Origin of the sequence: Oceanicaulis alexandrii DSM 11625 (assembly GCF_000420265.1) — a bacterium.
Classification (GTDB): Bacteria; Pseudomonadota; Alphaproteobacteria; order Caulobacterales; family Maricaulaceae; genus Oceanicaulis; species Oceanicaulis alexandrii.
This window is the reverse complement of record NZ_ATUP01000001.1, coordinates 1,932,596-1,950,623: the sequence shown is the minus strand read 5'-3', so window position 1 is coordinate 1,950,623 and position 18,028 is coordinate 1,932,596. Positions and strand designations below refer to the sequence as shown.

Sequence of the window (18,028 nt, the reverse complement as noted above, 5' to 3'; positions counted from 1 at the left end):
CGCCTTCACCCGTCCGTCAGGGTGAATTGCCCTTCCGAATTCTCACTGTTAATGCTTCGTTAAAAGCTGCAGTCAACCAGTACGCGATCAAATCTGAACGCGCCATGAAGCGGTAAGGCGTCCCAAGCATGCTCAAAGACACCGACCCGCCGCTTCCCGGCCTCTCTGGCAAGGCGCGTGCCGAGGAAACGCAGGCCAAGCCTGATCTGAAGCGGGACACTCCGAAGGCGCGCCTGGATGATCAGGGGCGCAAGGCGGACTTCTTCCGCTCTGTGGACTCTGCGCCCGTCGGAGTCTCCGTCGCGCGCCCCAGAGAAGTTCAGGACTTCGCCCTCGCCGCGTTCGCCTTCTTCTCCATCATTCTGCTGGCGCTGCCAGAGCTGAGCCGGGCATTTTTTGATGTCGCCATACCGCGAGATTTCGTCGGCTTCACCGCAGACCGGATGAATGCGGTGTTGCCGGTCCGCACCTTCCTTCTGAGCTTCTTTCTGACCTATGCGCTGTTCGCTTACGGCACGCCGGGCAAACGGGTCGTGCTGGCGATGAGCTTCCTGCTCAAGCTGGCGCTGGCCTGCATCGTGATCGACCTGGCCGCCTGGCTGAGCTGGCGATGGGCAAGTGCGGTCTGGCCGGTCCATTTCCAGCAATTTCTCGCCGGCATGGCCGGGCTGATCATCTTCCCGCACACCCTGATCAGCCAGGCGCGCCTGCCGACCGCTTCAGGAACCCCGGTGCTGCGCGACGGCAAGCTGTACGAATACAGCCTGTTGTTCGTCACCGGCGGCGTTGCGGCGATCGTCGCCATTCTGGTGTCTTCCGTGTTCCAGCCTGAAGCCGATTATCTGCGCTCGATCGCGTTGCTGGGCGGAATGGGGCCGGGCGTGTTCCTGGCGCAGCAGGTCATGGGCGTGCAACTGGCGGTGCTGGGCTGGGGGCGCAACCAGATCTCGAGACGCCGCGCCTTTTCGCCCCCGGTCGCCGTGATGATCCCGGCGCACAATGAAGCCCACCAGATCCGCGAAACGCTTCTGGCCGTCGACGCAGCGGCGGCGCGCTATGATGGCGATGTGCGAGTGATCGTCATGGAGAACTGCTCGCATGACGAAACGGCGCAACTGGCGGAAACGACCCTGGCGCGGTGCGAAAACCTGGCGGGGTGGCATGTGGACGCCAGCACTATTCCCGGCAAGGCCCGGGCGCTCAATCGCGGTCTCGACCTGATTGAGGAAGGCTTTGTCGTCCGCATTGACGCCGACACCGTGATTGCGCCCGACACGCTGAAAACCGCCATGCGCCATTTCGCCCGGAACGCCGTGGGCGGCGTCGGCGGGCTGCCCCTGCCCCATGCGGACGAAGGACTGTTGTCCAAGGTGCGCGCCATCGAGGTGCTGATGCGCCATGGCTTCGTGCAGGTGGGCTTCGGCGCGTTCGGCGGGGTGTTCGGCCTGCCCGGCATGTTCGTGATCTATCGCAAATCTGCGCTGGACGAGGCGGGCGGCTTCACCGAGGGCATGAATGGCGAGGACACCGACATCACCTTGCGCATGACCTCGCTGGGCTATCGCATGGTCGCGGACCCCAAGGCGAAGTTCTACACCGAGACGCCGGACACGCTCGCTTTCCTGCGCGAACAGCGCACGCGCTGGTTTCGCTCGCTCTACCATGTCACCGCGCACAACCGGGACATGCTGTTTCGCAATGGCTCGGTGATCGGCAATGTCGCCTTGCCGTTCACCCTGCTCAATGGCGCGCGGCGCGCAATGATGACGCCGCTGCTGATCTACGGCCTGATCGTGTTCTTCCTGTTCGGCGGCGTGTATGGGCACCCCGGTTTCGCCACGGTGGTGGCCGTGGTGATGGGCATGCCCTTCGTCCTGGCGCTGTTCGTGCTGATCGTCTGGAGACGGCTCGACCTCATCCCGATCCTGCCGCTCTACATGGGCTTCAGGTTCCTGCGGTCCTACTACACGCTGGGATCGACGCTCTCGCTGATTTTCCCGAGCCGGAAGGCCGAGCGCGCCTTCGACGCGCCCAAGCCTCGTCAGAAACCGCCGCTTGTAGACTAGGCCGCCACCTCGTCATCCTTGATCCTGAAGAACAGGGCGTAGAAGACCGGCGTGGCGATCATGGTCAGGATGGTCGCAAAGGCCAGACCGCAGATGATGGTCACCGCCATGCCCTGGAAGAAAGCGTCGAAGATCAGGGGCGTCATGCCCAGGATCGTCGTGCCCGCCGCCAGCAGCACCGGCCGCAAACGGCTGACCGAGCCTTTCACCATGGCGTCAAAACGCGGATCACCGCGGTTGATGCGCTGATCGACCTCGTCCACCAGCACGATGGCGTTCTTGATCAACATCCCCGACAGCGACAGCAAGCCCAACAGCGCGGTGAAGGAGAAGGCCACATTGGTCGCCAGAAGCCCCATGCTGACGCCGCAGATCGACATCGGCACGATCAGCCAGATGATCAACGGCTGACGCACGCTCTGGAACAGGATGAAGCTGGTCACCAGCATGACCAGAAAGCTCAGCGGCAGCACGCCGCCCAGCGATTCATTGGCTTCGCTGGACGCCTCATGCTCCCCGCCCCATTCAAGCGTGTAACCATGGGGCAGCTCGATGCCGCTCACGACTTCTGCAAAGCGCGGAAACGCCGAGGCCGCAGTTGTGTCCTCTGACGCTGGATTGCCTTGCACGGTCAGGGTGCGCACCCGGTTGCGGCGCTGGATCAGACTTTCATGCGCCTCCAGCTCAAACCCGCTGACCACCTGGCTGACCGGCACATAGGCGTTCTGGGACGGGCTCCAGATCAACCGGTCGGTCAGGCTGTCAGGCTGGGCCCGCTCATAGTCCGGCGCCCGCGCGATGATCGGAATCAGGATGTCGCCTTCCCGGAACACGCCCACTTGCGAGCCGGAGGTTGCATAGCTCAGCGCGTCAGCCACATCCGCGCGCGTGACGCCGATGGTCCGGGCGCGATCCGGCAGGATTTGCGGCACAAGCACCAGCTCGCGATTACGCCAGTCCGTGCGCAGATCGCGGAATTCGCCGGCTTCATTGAGCCGCCGCAATGCTTCTTCGGTCAGCGCGCGCAGAACTTCGGCGTCCGGCCCCATGAAACGCGCCTCCAGCTGGGCGCCCGAAGGCGGGCCGAACACGATCCGCTCGGACCGCGCTTCCAGCTGAGGATAGGTCTCGGTCACATAGGCCATGATGGTGTCCGCCAACGGCGGAATCTCATCCAGCGTCTCCGTCTGCACGATCAGCTGACCATAGGCGGGATTGGGCTGTTCGCTGGTGTAAGTCAGCATGAAGCGCGTCGCGCCGCGGCCTACAAACGCGTCCACCGAACGGGCATGCTCCTGCTCGCCGGCGAAACGCGCCACGTCGCGGATCACCGCGTCGGTGGCCAGAATGTCCGCCCCCTGGGGCATGGTCATGTTCACATAGAACATCGGCGTATTCGAATTGGGGAAGAAGGCTTGCTTGACCGAGCCGAAGCCGACGATGGACGCCATGAACACCACCACCAGCGCAATCACTGTCAGAATGCGGTGCTTGAGCGCCGTCACCAGAAGATTGCGATAAACGCTGTAGATGCCCCGCCCATGCGGGTCATCTGGATTGGCTTTCTCGCCCTTGAACAGGTGATAGGCGATCATCGGGGCGACCGTGATCGCCAGTATCCAGCTCAGCACCAGCGAAATGCCGATGATGGCGAAGAGCGAGAACAGAAACTCGCCCGTCGAATCGGGCGACAATCCGATGCCCGAAAACGCCATGATGCCGATGACGGTTGCGCCCAAGAGCGGCCATTGGGTCGAGTTGACCGCATCCTCGGCCGCCTTCATCCGGTCATCGCCGCGCTGAACAGAAACCTGAATGCCTTCGGTCACCACAATGGCGTTATCCACCAGCATGCCCATGGCGATGATCAGGGCGCCCAGCGAGATGCGCTGCATGGTGATGTCAAACGCGTTCATGAAGAACAACGTCCCCAGAACGGTCAGAAGCAGCACGGCGCCCACAGTCACACCGGCGCGCCACCCCATGAACAGACACAAGACCCCGATCACGATGGCGACCGACATCGCCAGATTGACCAGGAAGCCATTGGTCGCCTTGGCCACGACCGTGTGTTGTTCATAGATCGGCTTGAGTTCGACGCCGACCGGCAGATCTTGCTCCAGCTCGGCCAGCCGGGCTTCCACAGCTTCGCCCACATCGACGATATTGGCGTCTTCAAGCCCCGCCACGCCCAAGGTGAAAGACGGCTCGCCATTGTGATAAATGTAAACATCAGCCCGCTCGACGGGCGCCCGCGTTACGTTCGCAATGTCAGACAGACGCAAGGTCTGACCGGCATCGCGCGGCGAGATCAGAAGATTTTCAATGGACTCCACGCCGCCGATGGATTGCGGCATTTCAATGCGCAGCAAGCGGTCGCCCGAGGGCGCCTCCCCGGCGGAGACCACCGCGTTTTCATTGGAAAGGGTGGAAAGCACCGCCTCGACCGGAAGCCCGAGACGCGCCAGATCTTCCTGGGAAATCTCGATATAAATGCGTTCTTGCGTGACGCCTGCGACCTCCACCTTGGAGACCCCGTCCACGACCAGCAATTCGCGGCGCAGATCATCGGCGATATCGCGGATCTCACGATCAGAATATCCCGGCGCGGTGACGGCGTAGAGAATGCCGTAAACATCGCCGAAATCATCGAGAACCTGCGAGGTTCCAGCGCCCGGCGGCAAGGTTGGCGCAGCGTCCCGTATCCGCTTTCTCAGCTCGTCCCAGATTTGAGGCAACTCTGTGCCGTCAAACTCGTCGCGCATGCGCACGTGAATTTCGCTGACGCCGGGCGAGCTTTCGGAGAAGACCTCGTCAAGCTGACTCATCTGCTGGATCGCGGTTTCCAGACGCTCAGTGACCTCGTCTTCCACCTCTTCCGCCGTCGCGCCGGGATACGGCGTGACAACAATGGCTTCCTTGATGGTGAAGGACGGGTCTTCAAGACGCCCCACCGACATGAAGCCCTGTATGCCGCCAAACAGGCAGAACAGGATGACAAGCCAGGTCAGCACCGGGCGCTCGATGGACAGTCGGGCAAGATTGAACTTGCCGCCGACCCCGGACTTTGCGGTTTCGGTCATGGGCAGACGCTCCGTGTCTGGGTCGGTCAGCGATTGATGGGGGTGATCGGGCGCACGAGCATGCCCTCATGCAATGCATTCACCCCGGCAGTGACGATCTCTTCCCCCGGCTCCAGACCGGAATGAATGACGACCTGGCCGCCCTCGATCGGTCCAGCCAGAACTGCGCGGCGACTGACGGCGCCAGAGGCGGGGTCAAACACCCAGACCGAGAAGCTGCCATCGGGATTGGAGGCCAGCGCCGAGAGCGGCGCCACCACGCCCTGCGCCTGGTTTGACAGGCTTTGCGGCAAAGTGACAGTCACCGACGCCGTCATGCCGGGAAGTATGTTGGCCGGCACGGTGTCGGGCAACGCGAACAGGGCGGTATAGGTCTGGGACGCCTGGTCAGGCTCCGCCACCAGCTCGCGATACTCCAGCTCGAAACTCTGATCCGGTAAGAACGGGAAACGGGCGACCATGTCGGGCTCGTCTCCACGATCCACCTGAGCGATCAGGCTCTCGGGCACCTGGATGGCGACCCGTAGTTCGCTGACATCCTGAATACGCACCACCGGCTGGCCCGCGGACACCGTTGTGTAATTGTCCACAAGCCGACGGCTGATCAATCCGTCAAACGGCGCATTGATGGCCGCATACTCCAGATTTTGCCGGGCGTTATCGAGCGCCACAGCCCGCAAGTCATAGGCGGTCTGCGCATCTTCAAGCGCGGCGTCAGAGGCGATGCCGCGTTCGTTAAGCGTGCGTTGCCGATCAAGATTCTGGCGGGCCTGCTGCAGCTGAACCTGCGTCTCTCGCCGGGCGCGCTCAAAATCCTGGGTTTCAAGCCGAGCGACCAGAGCGCCCTCTTCGATCAGCTGGCCTTCAGAAACGGGAAACTCCGCCAGTCGGCCGCCGACCTGAAAGGAGAGATCCACCGTAAGGCGCGCTTCCACCCGTCCGACAAACTCGCGTTGGTTAGAGGTCGCCGCCGCTTGCACGGCTTCAATGCGCGCTGCTCTCGGCGGCGCCTGCTCCTCCGGCTCAGCGGGCGAGCACGCCGCTAGAACGCCGAGGGCGCTCACCGCCAGCATCAGATTGCGAATAGTCATCGGGGAGACTCCGTCACGAGAGCGATGAGGCGGGCTTCTATGGCTCCACGCTCATCTGGCGAACAGGTTTCAAGGCCCAGGATCTCGGAGAAATGCAGGCCATCCGCGGCCAGCATGACGATCCGGGCCACATAAGGGTCGGAGGCGTAGGTCAGCATGTCTTCGCGAATCTGCTGATGGACACGGCGGATCGGCTCGATCAGCTCGGGACTCTCAGCCAGCGCCGCCAACAGGCCCATATGCACCTGCCGGTCCACATGCTTGTCGTCAAAAAACGCCGAGATCAGCGCCGGCAGCAGGGGAGCTTTCTCGGCAAAGGCCTGGGCCTTCGCCGTCTCATGCCGGTCGAGAAAGCGATCCGTCATGCGCTGGATCATGCCTTCGATCAGCGCCTTCTTTGATGGGAAATTGTACAGGACCCCACCCTTGGAAAACCCGCTTTCCTTGACCACCGCATCAATCGTCAAGCTGGCGCCATCGCGTGCGACCACGCGTTCCGCCGCGTCCAGAATAAGCTCGGACGTGCTGGGCTTTTCATCAGAGGGGGAGGGCGACGGGGTGTTGTTCAAGACGCGGGCCTCAGTGTCAGACAAAGTTTTGCTGCAGTGCATCTATACCGTCTGGACGGTTTTGCAACCCTCAACCGACCAGACGGTACAAATTTTTCTCGTCAAGGCACCCGGCAGGGTCCTGGATGTGACAGAATCTTGAAAAAGGCGGCTCCAACCGATGCTTTGACTTCCCGCATCGCCTCCCCCTTGCTATCGGGTGGCGCACAACAGCGTTTCGGCGCTGCGAGGGGCCAAACAATTAGGATATGATCTCATGGCGGATCTTGGTCAGCTGGGCGTTTTCGGGGTCCCGCTTTTTGGCTTGATAGGCTTCATGTTCGCCGCCTACGCCATCGTGGCGAACGATGTGATCCAGACACTCGGAACATTTCTGGCCTCAAACGCCAAACGCCCCTGGCTGGTGCTCTGGGCGTTCGCCGCCGCCATCATCGTCGCGGTGATGCTCTACGGATATTTCGGCCATGACGGCGATATCGCTTTCGGACGATTGAACCGCATTCCCTATCCCGAAACCGGCATTCAGTGGTGGCATATCCTGCCGCCTCTGGTCTTGTTGATCCTGACCCGCTTCGGCATCCCGGTCTCCACCACCTTCCTCGTCCTGACCATCTTCACGCTGACCGGCGGCTCCGCCACGGCGGGCGTGCTGGGCTCCATGATGATCAAGTCCTTGCTGGGCTATCTGGTGGCCTTCGGCGCGGGCGCGCTGCTCTTCGCCCTGATCTCGCGCATGTTTGAGACCTGGGTGTTCAAGACGGATGTTGAGGACCACGGCACGCCGAACTGGCATATTCCAATGGTCGCAGGACTGACCGCACTTCTGGTCTACCTGCTGGTGAACGGGCCCACCCTGCCTGACTTGGCCAACGCCAACTGGGTCGCGACCGGTCTCGTCATCGCAGGCAGCGTGATCGTCGCGCTGGCCACCCATCGCTTTAACACCTGGTTCGTCCTGCAATGGCTTTCGACCGGCTTTTTGTGGTCGCAATGGCTGATGCAGGATCTGGCGAACATCTTCGTCTACCTGCCGCGCGAAACCGTTGTGGATCCGGTGTCTGGCGATGTCAGCGTCACCTTCTCCTTCGGACTTCTCGTCTTCGCCACCTTGCTGATGCTGGGGCTTCACGCTCTGATCTTCGCGGCCCGTGGCGGCGAGATACAGAAGATCGTCCTGTCCAAAACCAACACCGTCGACGTCCGCGCGGCCACCGTCGTTGATTTCGCCTTTGGCGTCATCTTGATGTACTTCAAGGAGATCAACGACATCCCCATGAGCACGACCTGGGTCTTCCTGGGCTTGCTGGCGGGCCGAGAACTGGCGATTTCCTTCGTTGCGAAGCTGCGCGGCGTCAAGGATGCGGCCTTTGATGTGACCACCGACATCATCCGCGCGATGATCGGACTTGTGATCTCAGTCGCGATGGCGCTGGGGCTGCCCTTCCTGGCGACTGGCGAGCTGCCTGATATTGGAGAAGCCCTGGGCTTCGCACAGGTCGAGTCCGCACCTGCGGACGCCGCTGAGCTGGCGGGCTTGCCGAACCCTTCTTCAGAAACGCGCTGACGCGATTATATCGGCCATATTGAAAGACCCCGCTGGCGACGGCGGGGTCTTTTCGATTCATGCTTCTCCTCAGAGCTGTAAAAATCGCCATTCATTGATGGCGGGCTTGCAGGTCCGTGCTAAATCCTGAGAGGGCAGGATTTATCAAGGGGATTGGTCGGACATGCAGACTTCGACCCAAGACGACAGGACCGAGTCTGAGAAATCAGGCTGGGTGGGCTGGGTACAGATTGGCGCGATCATCGCTGTCATCATCCTCGCCATGGTCCTGACTTCGGTCCTGTCCTCTGGCGGAGACCGGGAGCTTCAGGCTGCGCCTGAACGCGCCGCGACTCCGGTCCAGGTGGTGCGTCCCGCAGTCGCCAATCATCAAGCTGAAATCGCTTTGACCGGGTCCGTCGCCACGCCTGCGGACGTGACGCTGAGCCCCCAGGTCGGCGGACGGGTGGTCGAAGTGTCTGACGCGGTGCGCGCAGGCGCGCATTTCGAGGCGGATGAAGTCTTGTTCCGTATCGATCCGCGCGATTACCAGGTGGCCGTGTCCCGCGCACAGGCTGGCCTGGCCGACGCCCGCAGCGCGCTGGACCAGCTGGAGGCGGAAGCCGAGATCAACCGCGCTGAATGGCGCCGCCAATATCCCAATCGCGAGATCACCTCCCTCGCCGCGCGAGAGCCGCAACTGGCGGCGGCGCGGGCGCGCGTCGAGTCCGCTCAGGCCGATCTGTCGCAAGCCCGGCTCAATCTTGAACGCACCGCGATCAGCTTTCCGTTTCGGGGTCGTGTGATCGATAGTCGCATCGAAGCGGGCCAGCTGGTCAGCGCCGGGCAGAGTTACGGCTCTGTCTACGACATCGCCCGGCTGGAAATCGTGGCCCCGATCGCCCCTGCCGATCTGGCGCGCCTGGCCCCGGCGGTCGGGCGTCGGGCCGAGCTGTCTGTCGGCGGCAGCGCCTTCAACCTTCAGGGCGAGATCGTTCGCGAAGGCGCCAGCCTCGACTCTCGCACGCGCTTCATCGACCTGTTCATCGAGCCGGCGTCTCCAGACGCCCTGCGGCCCGGACAATTCGTTGACATTCGGGTCGCGGGTCCGGACCTGGAAGAGGGGGTGATGGCGCCCGCCTCCACGCTTGTGGGCCTCAATCAGGTCCGGATCATCCGCAATGACCGGATCGAAGAGGTCGAGGTCGAGGTGCTCGATCGTCTGGGAGATCAAGTCTTCCTTCGTCCGTTCGACTTCGGTCAAGGGGTGGTCACCAACCCGGTTCCTGAAAATGCATTGGGCCGCCGCGCCCAAATTCTCGCCTCTGACGAGCCGACTCAGTGACCGATCCCGTGCTGCCCCCCTCCGCGCATTCAGGCTGGCCCGGCAAAGGCCTGATCGCCTGGTTCGTCCGCAATCCGGTTGCGGCCAACTTGCTGATGATCCTGTTTCTTCTGGGTGGCGGGATCACGGCCTGGACTCTGCAGACCGAGGTGTTTCCCACCCTGCAGCCCCGCAATGTGCAAGTGGCGGTGATCTATCCCGGCGCGACGCCCGGCGATGTGGAAGATTCCATCACCCGCCGCATTGAAGAAGCGGTGATCGGCCTGGAGGGCGTGGACCGGGTGCGCTCTGTCGCTTCTGAAGGCCGCGGCACGGTCACCATAGAGCTGCAGGACTTTGCGGACGCGCAAGTGGTCAAGGACGATGTGGAGACCGCTGTCTCCGCGATTGCCGACTTCCCCCCCGCTGACGCCGAACAGCCCCAGATTCGCGTGCCTCAGCCGGTCACCACCATCCTGACTTTCGCCCTGACCGGTGATGTGGATGAAGCGGCCTTGCGTGAGGCTGGCTCGCGCATCGAGCGGGACATGCTGGCGGCGGACGGCATTTCAACGGTGCGCTTGCGCGGCGTCAGAGCGCTGGAAATTTCAATCTCGGTGTCGGAGGACGCCCTGCGCCAGTATGGCCTCACCTTCTCGGAAGTCGCCAACGCCGTGCGCGCAGCGTCCGTCGATCTGTCGGGAGGCGAAATCCGCACGCAGGCGGGCGACATTCTGTTGCGCACCAACGCCCGGCGAGAGACAGGCGCAGAATTTGAAAACATCATTCTGCGCTCTTCGGAAACCGGAGCGCGTGTGCGACTGGGCGATGTCGCAGAGATCAATGACGGATTTCAGGAAGACCCGCTGATTTCGCGATTCAATGGCCAGCCAGCGGTGTTCATTGATGTTCAGACCCAGGGCTCGGAAGACCTGCTGGGCGTGCGCAACACCGCCATGGCGTTCGCAGAGGCCGTCGCCTTGCCGCCCGGCGTGCAGATGGAGCTGGTCGTTGATCAGTCGCAGATCTTCCGCGACCGCATTTCCTTGCTGGCGCGCAACGCCATCATCGGTTTCACCCTGGTGTTCCTGCTGCTTGTGCTGGTGCTCGACCTGCGTCTGGCCTTCTGGGTGTCGATGGGCGTCCCGATCTCGTTCCTGGGCGGGTTCGCCCTGTTCGGCATGGCCGGGGTGACGCTGAACTTCATCACAACATTCGGACTGATCGTCGTGCTGGGGATCGTGGTCGATGACGCCATCGTGGTGGGCGAGAACACCGATCGCGAACGCCAGAAGGGCCGCTCCAATGAAGAGGCCGCCATTGCAGGCGTCACAGGTGTGGCTGCGCCTGTTCTGGTCGGCGTTCTGACGACCATGGCCGCATTCGGGCCGCTGATCTTTTCAGGCGGAACCTTTGGCGAGATCACCCGCCCCATCCCCATCGTGGTGATCTCCATTCTGGCGATTTCCCTGATTGAAGCGTTCTTGATCCTGCCTTCTCACCTGGCCCATGGCGGTCATTGGTCGCGTGGGCCCCTGGCGCGCATTCAGGACCGGGTGGCCCGACTTCTGACCGCTTTCGCCGATGGAACCGTCAGCCGCTGGGCGCGCTTTGCGGCGCGCATGCGCTGGCTGGTGGCGGCGGCCGGCATCGCCATTCTGGTGCTGGTGATGTCGCTGGCCTCCTCGGGCATTGTGCGGTTTGTCTTCTTCCCCGCGATTGAGTCCGAACAGATCACCGCAGACATCAGCTTGCCCGACGGCGCGCCCTTCACCGCCACACGCAACGCGGCAGAGCAGATGATCGCCGCCGCCGAAGCCATCCAGCGCGAGTACGCGGAGAATGGCGAGCCGGTGTTCAAGTCCATCGAAGCGACCATAGGCGGCCGCACCAGCCTGTTTGGCGGTCCGGGCTCCAGCTCGACCACGACCATCGCCTCCAACGCCGCCCAGATCCAGATCCAGCTGACCGCCTCCGCCGATCGCACCACAAGCTCATCCGAGCTTGAAGCGCTGTGGCGTGAGCGCACCGGTCAGCTCGCCGGGGTGGAACAGCTCTCCATCATTTCCTCCGCCGGACCGCAGGATTCAGATATCGCCTATGAATTATCGCACCCGGACACGGAGTCGCTGGAATCCGCAGTGCGTCAATTGGCGGACGCCCTCGCCCAGATCGACGGCGTATCGGAAATCGAGGACGGCCTCGACATCGGCAAGCGCCAGTTCAACTTCACCCTGACCCCGGCGGGCGAAGCGGCGGGCCTGACGCCGCGCGATGTAGCCCGACAAGTCCGGCAGGCGTTTTTCGGTGAAGAAGTGCAGCGCATCCAGCGCGGTTCTGACGAGCTGCGGGTCTTTGTACGCTATCCAGAAGATGAGCGGCTCGGCCTGTCTGACTTGACCGACCTTCGCATCCGCACCGCAGACGGGCGCAGCCTGCCGCTCAGCGTCGCCGCCAGCATTACCGAAAGCCGGAGCTATACCCGGATCGAGCGCATCGACGGACGCCGGATCGTTGAAGTGACGGCGGATGTGGACGAAGCGCGCCTGACCCCGGGCGAAGCGCGGGCGCAGGTCGAAACCGCCATGTTGCCGCAACTGGTGGAGCAATATCCCGAGCTGCGCTGGACGCTGGCCGGAGCCGGGCGCGAACAGGCCGAGGATTTCGCAAGCTTAGGTCGGGGCCTGTTGATCGCCATCGTGATCATGTACGCCCTGCTCGCCACCCAGCTGCGCAGTTATGTCCAGCCGATCATCATCCTGATCGCCATTCCGTTCGGTATCGGCGGCGCGATCCTGGGGCATTTCATCCTGGGCTATCCGCTGTCCTTCCCGTCCATTTTCGGCATGGTGGCGCTGTCGGGCGTGGTGGTGAACGCCTCGATCGTGCTGATCGACCGCTATAACCTCAACCTCGCCGAACGCAGCATGTCGCCAGTGGACGCCATCGCCGAGGCGGCGGGACGCCGCTTCCGGCCGATCCTGGTGACGACCCTGACCACAGCGCTCGGCCTGTTGCCGATCATCGCCGAGCAAAGTCCGCAAGCGCAGTTCCTGGTGCCCATGGCGGTCTCGCTGGGCGCGGGGCTCGTCTTCGCCTCGGTCTCCATCCTGATGCTGTTGCCGGCGCTGGTGCTGATCATCGACGATCTGCGCAGCGCGCCGCTCAAGAGCCTCGCAGGGATCGCCGGGTTGATAGCGGCGCTGGTGCTGATCAATGTCGCCGGACTGATCGGGTTGATCCTTCTGGCTGCTATCGGCGGATTTATCGGCTGGCGGGTCTGGCGACGGAGTCAGCGCGCGCCAGCGCTTTGATCGTCCGCCCCTGCCACACATGCACACACAAAAACGCCGGCCCGATGGGCCGGCGTTTTTTCTTGCCGCTAAGCGCGGACTATTCAGGCTTGGGCAGATCCGCGCGTCCCGATTGCTCCTTGGCGATGCGGGCGATCAGGTCGTCCACCTTCATCGTGCCCAGATCGCCATGATCGCGGTGACGCACGGCCACTTCGCCGTTCTCCGCTTCCGCATCGCCGACGACGAGCATGTAGGGAATCTGGCGGTTCTGGGCGTTGCGGATTTTCTTCTGCATGCGCTCTGAGGCGAGATCGACCTCGACGCGCACGCCGGTGTTCACCGAATCCACGTCAGACAGGAACAGCTTGTCTTTCACCGCTTGCGCATACTCTTCATGGCGATCCGCAATCGGGATCACCACCGCCTGGGTCGGGCTCAGCCAGGTCGGGAACTTGCCGGCATAGTGCTCGATCAGGAAGGCGGTGAAGCGCTCATGGCTGCCCAGCGGCGCCCGGTGGATCACATAGACCGGCTTCTTGTCGCCATCGGCGGCGGTGTACTCAAGCTCAAAGCGCTTGGTCGCCATGAAGTCGAGCTGGTTGGTGGAGATGGCGTATTCGGTGCCGACCACCGACTTCACCATGAAGTCGACTTTCGGGCCGTAAAAGGCCGCTTCACCCTCGACTTCCTTATACGGATAGCCGGACTCGTCCATGGCCTGCTTGAGGATGTCGAGCGCCGTCTTCCAGCCTTCGGCGTCATCGACATATTTGTCGAGGTCTTCCATGTCCGGCAGGGACAGGCGCATCCAGAAATCGTCGATGCCGAACAGGCGGTAATAGTCCGCGTGCATGTGCATCACGTCCAGGAACTCGTCCTTGGCCTGGTCGGGACGGCAATAGATATGCGCGTCATTCTGGCAGAAGCCGCGCACCCGCATCAGGCCTGACAGACCGCCGGACGCCTCATAGCGATAAACCTGGCCGTATTCGGACAGACGCACCGGCAGATCACGATAGGACCATTGGTCATGGGCATAGATCATGTGGTGGTGCGGGCAGTTCATCGGGCGCAGATAGTATTCCTGCTCGTCGATCATGATCGGCGCATACATGTCGTCCGCATAGAACGGCAAATGCCCCGAGCGATGATAGAGCTCGCCCTTGGTGATGTGCGGGGTGGAGACCCGGCGATAACCGGCGCGGTGCTCGGTGATGCGAGCGAGCTTTTCCAGCTCGTCGCGGATCACATTACCCGCAGGCAGCCACATGGGCAGGCCGGCGCCCACTTCTTCCACCAGCGTGAACAGGCCCAGCTCCTTGCCGATCTTGCGGTGATCGCGCTTGGCCTGTTCTTCCAGGCGGGTCACTTCCGCCTCAAGCTCGTCCTTGGTCTCATAGGCCAGGGCGTGAATACGCTGCAGCTGGGCGTTCTTGGCGTCGCCGCGCCAATAGGCGCCAGCGATGGAGCGCAGCTTGAACTCCCCCACCTGGCCGGAATGGTCCACGTGCGGACCCCGGCACAGATCGACGAAATCGCCCGTGCGATAGAAGGTGATCTCGTCCAGGCCTTCGCCCGCGACAGATTCATCACCCGTCTCCTTGGCGATGGCGGTCGAGCCCTTGTCACGCAGCAGTTTCAGAAGCTCGACTTTGAAGTCCTGGCCTTCTTTGGCCATGTAGTCGATGGCTTCATCGATGCCGTGCGCTTCGCAATAGAATTTCTTTTTCTTCTTGCGCAGCTCTTTCATGCGCTTCTCGATCTTGGGCAGATCCTCGACCGTCAGCGGCTCTTCGAGCTGGATGTCATAGTAAAACCCTGTGGCTGTCGCCGGACCCACGCCAAACTTGGCGTTCGGCCAGAGGTCCTTGATCGCCGCAGCCATCAAGTGAGCTGCGGAGTGACGGCGCGTCTCTACCGGGAAGTTATCCTGCGACATGATTTTCAGGCTTCTATGACAAAAGAGAGGTTGGGATGAACGTAAGAAGATTACGCTCATCTCCGTTTAAATCCTCACTTCGAGCCTGTCCATAAAGCGCGCTGCGCCGCACGCTTTCAAATCCCTAGACCGAGACCGAATGCCGGGCTTCGCTGGACGCGAGATAGCCGTCAAACGCCGCCGCCACCAGCCGCGCCAGCGGGCGGTAAGCCGGATTGACAATGACCCGGCTGCTCTCAACGCTCACCACGCCCGAAACGATCAAATGCTCAAGATCCGCCTGGGGCGCAGGCAAGCCATAGCAGGCGGCCACCGCCTCCGGATCAACGCTGAGATAGGTCATCACCTGTTCGATGATCGCCGCGCGCATCGCGTCTTCCCGACTGACAGCGACGCCTTTGCCGACGGGCAGTCGGCCAGCCTCAACATCCAGCATCCAGGCGCGCACATCCGCCTTGTTCTGCACATGGCCCTGGGGCGTCTGCCCGATGGCGGATGCGCCCAGCGCGATCAGGGTCTCGGCCTTGTCCGTCGTATAGCCCTGGAAGTTCCGGCGCAGGGTTCCGGTTTCAAGCGCCCGCGTCATGGGATCATCAGGACGGGCATAATGGTCAATCCCGATCAGGGAATATCCGCACGCCGTCAGCGCCGCCTCCATGGCGTCCGCCTGTTTCATGCGCGCCTTGGCGGCGGGCAGATCCTCGTCCTTGATCAGGCGCTGATGCGATTTCATGTGCGGCACATGGGCGTAGCCGAACACCGCCAGACGGTCCGGATTCAGCGCCGCCGCAGCCTCTGCACTGGCGCGAGCGCTGTCTTCGCTCTGCAGCGGCAGTCCGTACAGCAAATCAGCGTTGATCTTCATCACCCCGGCGTCGCGCAGCCGGTTGAACGCCGCCTCCACAAGCTCATAGGGCTGAATGCGGTTGATGGCGCGCTGCACCGCAGGATCAAAGCTCTGGACCCCGGTCGAGGCGCGGGTGAAACCATTACGCGCCAGACCTTGGGCATCATTTTTCGTGAAATGACGCGGGTCGATCTCGATGGCGAGCTCGGCGTCCGCCGCAAAATCAAACCGCTCACGGATCGCCGCCATCAGGCGGTCCATCTGTGACGGATTCAGAATCGCCGGCGTGCCGCCACCCAGCGCCAGATGCGACACCGTCATCCGGCCCGGCAAGCGATCCGCGATCAGCGTCAGCTCTTTCAGTAGGACCTTCAGATACGCCTCGACCGGCCCGTCCTGAGTGGTCGCGCGGGTATTGCAGCCACAATACCAGCACAGGGATTTGCAATACGGCACATGAAGATAGAGCGAGATCGGCTTGCCGCGATCCAGCGTGTCCAGCCAGTCGCCATAGACCGCCGCATCGACGCCTGCATGGAAATGCGGCGCGGTGGGATAGCTGGTGTAACGCGGGCTGCGCTCCTGGCCATAGCGCAGCAAAGTATTGATCCGGGACGCCATGACGGGCTCCACTTCTGTGCAAGATGGCCCCGCTTTAGCGCGCGAGCATCAGACAGAGCAGTGGACCCGACGTCGCACGCGGCGACCGGTCGCAGGGGCTAGCTGAGTGTGCGGCGCACCGCGTCCTGCCACCCCGCCATCTGGCGCTGGCGCGCGGCGTCTTCGAGCTGCGGCGCAAACGCCCGTTCAGCCTGCCACAGCGTCGCGGCTTCCGAGAGGTCCGAGAACATGCCGATCCCGAGCCCCGCCAGGAAGGCGGCGCCCCAGGCGGTGGCCTCGGCGTTGACCGGGCGGACGGTCTCGACCGCGCAAATATCAGCCAGACGCTGCATCAGCGCGTCATTGACGGCCATGCCGCCATCCACTTTCAAGGTGCGCACATCCACTCCGTCACTGGCCACAGCCGTCAGCAGGTCCTGGGTCTGGTAGACGGTGGAATCCAGCGCGGCGCGGGCGATCTCCGCCCGGCCTGTCCCGCGGCTAAGGCCACACAACAGGCCGCGCGCATCGGGATCCCAATGCGGCGCCCCGAGCCCTGAAAAGGCTGGCACCAGATAGACGCCGCATTCCGGGTCCGCGCTTTGCGCCAGCGCCTCGATTTCCGACGAGCGGGCGATCATCCCCAGCCCGTCACGCAGCCATTGCACGGTCGCGCCCGCCGACAGGATCGAGCCTTCCAATGCGAAGGCGGACTGGCCGTTCAACCGCCAAGCCGTGGTCGCCAGAAGCCGGTTTTCAGACCTGACAGGCGTATCGCCCGTATTCACCAGCAAGAACGCGCCCGTGCCATAAGTCGATTTCACTTCGCCGGGATGAAGGCAGGCCTGACCCAGGGCCGCCGCCTGCTGGTCACCCGCGGCGCCGCAAATCGGGATCGCCCGGCCCAGCACGGACGCGTCGGTCTCGCCATAGCGGCCCGCACTATCGACGATATCCGGCAAGACTGCGCGCGGCACATTGAACAGGCGCAGCAGCTCCTCATCCCAGTCCGCGGCCTGCAGCGCATAAAGGCTGGTGCGGCTGGCGTTCGTGGCGTCGGTGATGTGGACGCGCCCGCCCGTCAGGCGCCAGATCAGAAAACTGTCCACCGTGCCAAAGGCCAGCTTGCCCGCCTCGGCTTTTGCACGGGCGCCGGAAACGGAATCGAGGATGTAGGCAAGCTTTGACGCGGAGAAGTAGGGATCGAGCACCAGGCCTGCCCGGTCGCGCACCAGCGCTTCGGCGCCCTCGGCGCGCAGATTGGCGCAGGTCTTCGCCGTGCGCCGGTCCTGCCAGACGATGGCGTTGTGGATGGGCTGGCCGGTGTCGCGATCCCAGACCAGAGTCGTCTCGCGCTGATTGGTGACGCCGATCGCCTCAATGGCCCAGCCTTGCGCTTCAGCAGCGTTCATCGCCTTGCGGGCGGTGGACAGGACCGTCGCCCAGATCACTTCGGGATCATGCTCCACCCAGCCTGGCTGGGGATAGCCTTGAGCAAATTCTTCTTGCGCTGTGGCGATCACGCGCCCCGTCTCATCAAACACCAATGCGCGCGACGATGTCGTGCCCTGATCAAGAGCCAGCAATGCAGGACGGGACATGGTGAAACGCTCCGGGCAGTCTATGGTAGACATCAAGCTAAGCTGTTCTGACCGGATGGAGAATGCCCT

The 18,028-nt window shown here is 62.8% G+C and carries 10 protein-coding genes; 4 read left to right on the top strand and 6 right to left on the bottom strand.

What is annotated here, in order from left to right; genetic code table 11:
- Window positions 1-128 precede the first annotated feature (128 nt).
- Window positions 129-2,066, top strand: coding sequence for a glycosyltransferase (locus G405_RS15585; RefSeq protein ID WP_022701249.1), 1,938 nt, complete (start codon window positions 129-131; stop codon window positions 2,064-2,066).
- On the opposite strand, the gene G405_RS0109330 is transcribed toward G405_RS15585, so the two are convergent.
- Genes G405_RS0109330 through G405_RS0109320 form a run of 3 tightly spaced genes read right to left on the bottom strand, consistent with a single transcriptional unit; the run spans window position 2,063 to window position 6,833 of the window.
- On the bottom strand, window positions 2,063-5,149 hold the full coding sequence (locus tag G405_RS0109330) for an efflux RND transporter permease subunit (RefSeq protein ID WP_022701248.1): 3,087 nt from the start codon (window positions 5,147-5,149) through the stop codon (window positions 2,063-2,065). The genes G405_RS15585 and G405_RS0109330 overlap by 4 nt on opposite strands.
- Window positions 5,150-5,175: 26 nt before the next feature.
- Window positions 5,176-6,240, bottom strand: a complete 1,065-nt coding sequence (locus G405_RS0109325; RefSeq protein ID WP_022701247.1) for an efflux RND transporter periplasmic adaptor subunit — start codon at window positions 6,238-6,240, stop codon at window positions 5,176-5,178.
- Window positions 6,237-6,833 carry a TetR/AcrR family transcriptional regulator gene (locus tag G405_RS0109320; RefSeq protein WP_169447513.1) on the bottom strand — a complete coding sequence of 199 codons (597 nt, stop codon included), beginning with the start codon at window positions 6,831-6,833 and terminating at the stop codon, window positions 6,237-6,239. Before G405_RS0109320 ends, G405_RS0109325 begins: the two co-directional genes overlap by 4 nt.
- 232 nt (window positions 6,834-7,065) lie before the next feature.
- Here G405_RS0109320 and G405_RS0109315 point away from each other — a divergent pair, with 232 nt between their 5' ends.
- The 3 genes from G405_RS0109315 (at window position 7,066) to G405_RS0109305 (ending at window position 12,990) form a co-directional block, all read left to right on the top strand.
- On the top strand, window positions 7,066-8,373 hold the full coding sequence (locus tag G405_RS0109315; protein ID WP_022701245.1) for a hypothetical protein: 1,308 nt from the start codon (window positions 7,066-7,068) through the stop codon (window positions 8,371-8,373).
- Between the two features lie 163 nt (window positions 8,374-8,536).
- Complete coding sequence (locus G405_RS0109310; protein WP_022701244.1) at window positions 8,537-9,697, top strand: efflux RND transporter periplasmic adaptor subunit; 1,161 nt, start codon at window positions 8,537-8,539, stop codon at window positions 9,695-9,697.
- Window positions 9,694-12,990, top strand: coding sequence for an efflux RND transporter permease subunit (locus tag G405_RS0109305; protein WP_022701243.1), 3,297 nt, complete (start codon window positions 9,694-9,696; stop codon window positions 12,988-12,990). The genes G405_RS0109310 and G405_RS0109305 overlap by 4 nt, the downstream gene beginning before the upstream one ends.
- Window positions 12,991-13,069: 79 nt before the next feature.
- Here the strand turns inward: G405_RS0109305 and thrS are convergent, their stop codons facing one another.
- The 3 genes from thrS to glpK form a co-directional block, all read right to left on the bottom strand.
- Window positions 13,070-14,911 carry a threonine--tRNA ligase gene (gene thrS / locus G405_RS0109300; RefSeq protein WP_022701242.1) on the bottom strand — a complete coding sequence of 614 codons (1,842 nt, stop codon included), beginning with the start codon at window positions 14,909-14,911 and terminating at the stop codon, window positions 13,070-13,072.
- Between the two features lie 124 nt (window positions 14,912-15,035).
- Window positions 15,036-16,379: an oxygen-independent coproporphyrinogen III oxidase gene (gene hemN / locus G405_RS0109295; RefSeq protein ID WP_022701241.1), complete on the bottom strand. Its 1,344-nt coding sequence runs from the start codon at window positions 16,377-16,379 to the stop codon at window positions 15,036-15,038.
- A 98-nt stretch (window positions 16,380-16,477) separates the two neighbouring features.
- The gene (gene glpK / locus G405_RS0109290; RefSeq protein ID WP_028284698.1) at window positions 16,478-17,959 is read right to left on the bottom strand and encodes a glycerol kinase GlpK; all 1,482 of its coding nucleotides are present in this window, start codon (window positions 17,957-17,959) and stop codon (window positions 16,478-16,480) included.
- Between the last annotated feature and the right edge of the window lie 69 nt (window positions 17,960-18,028).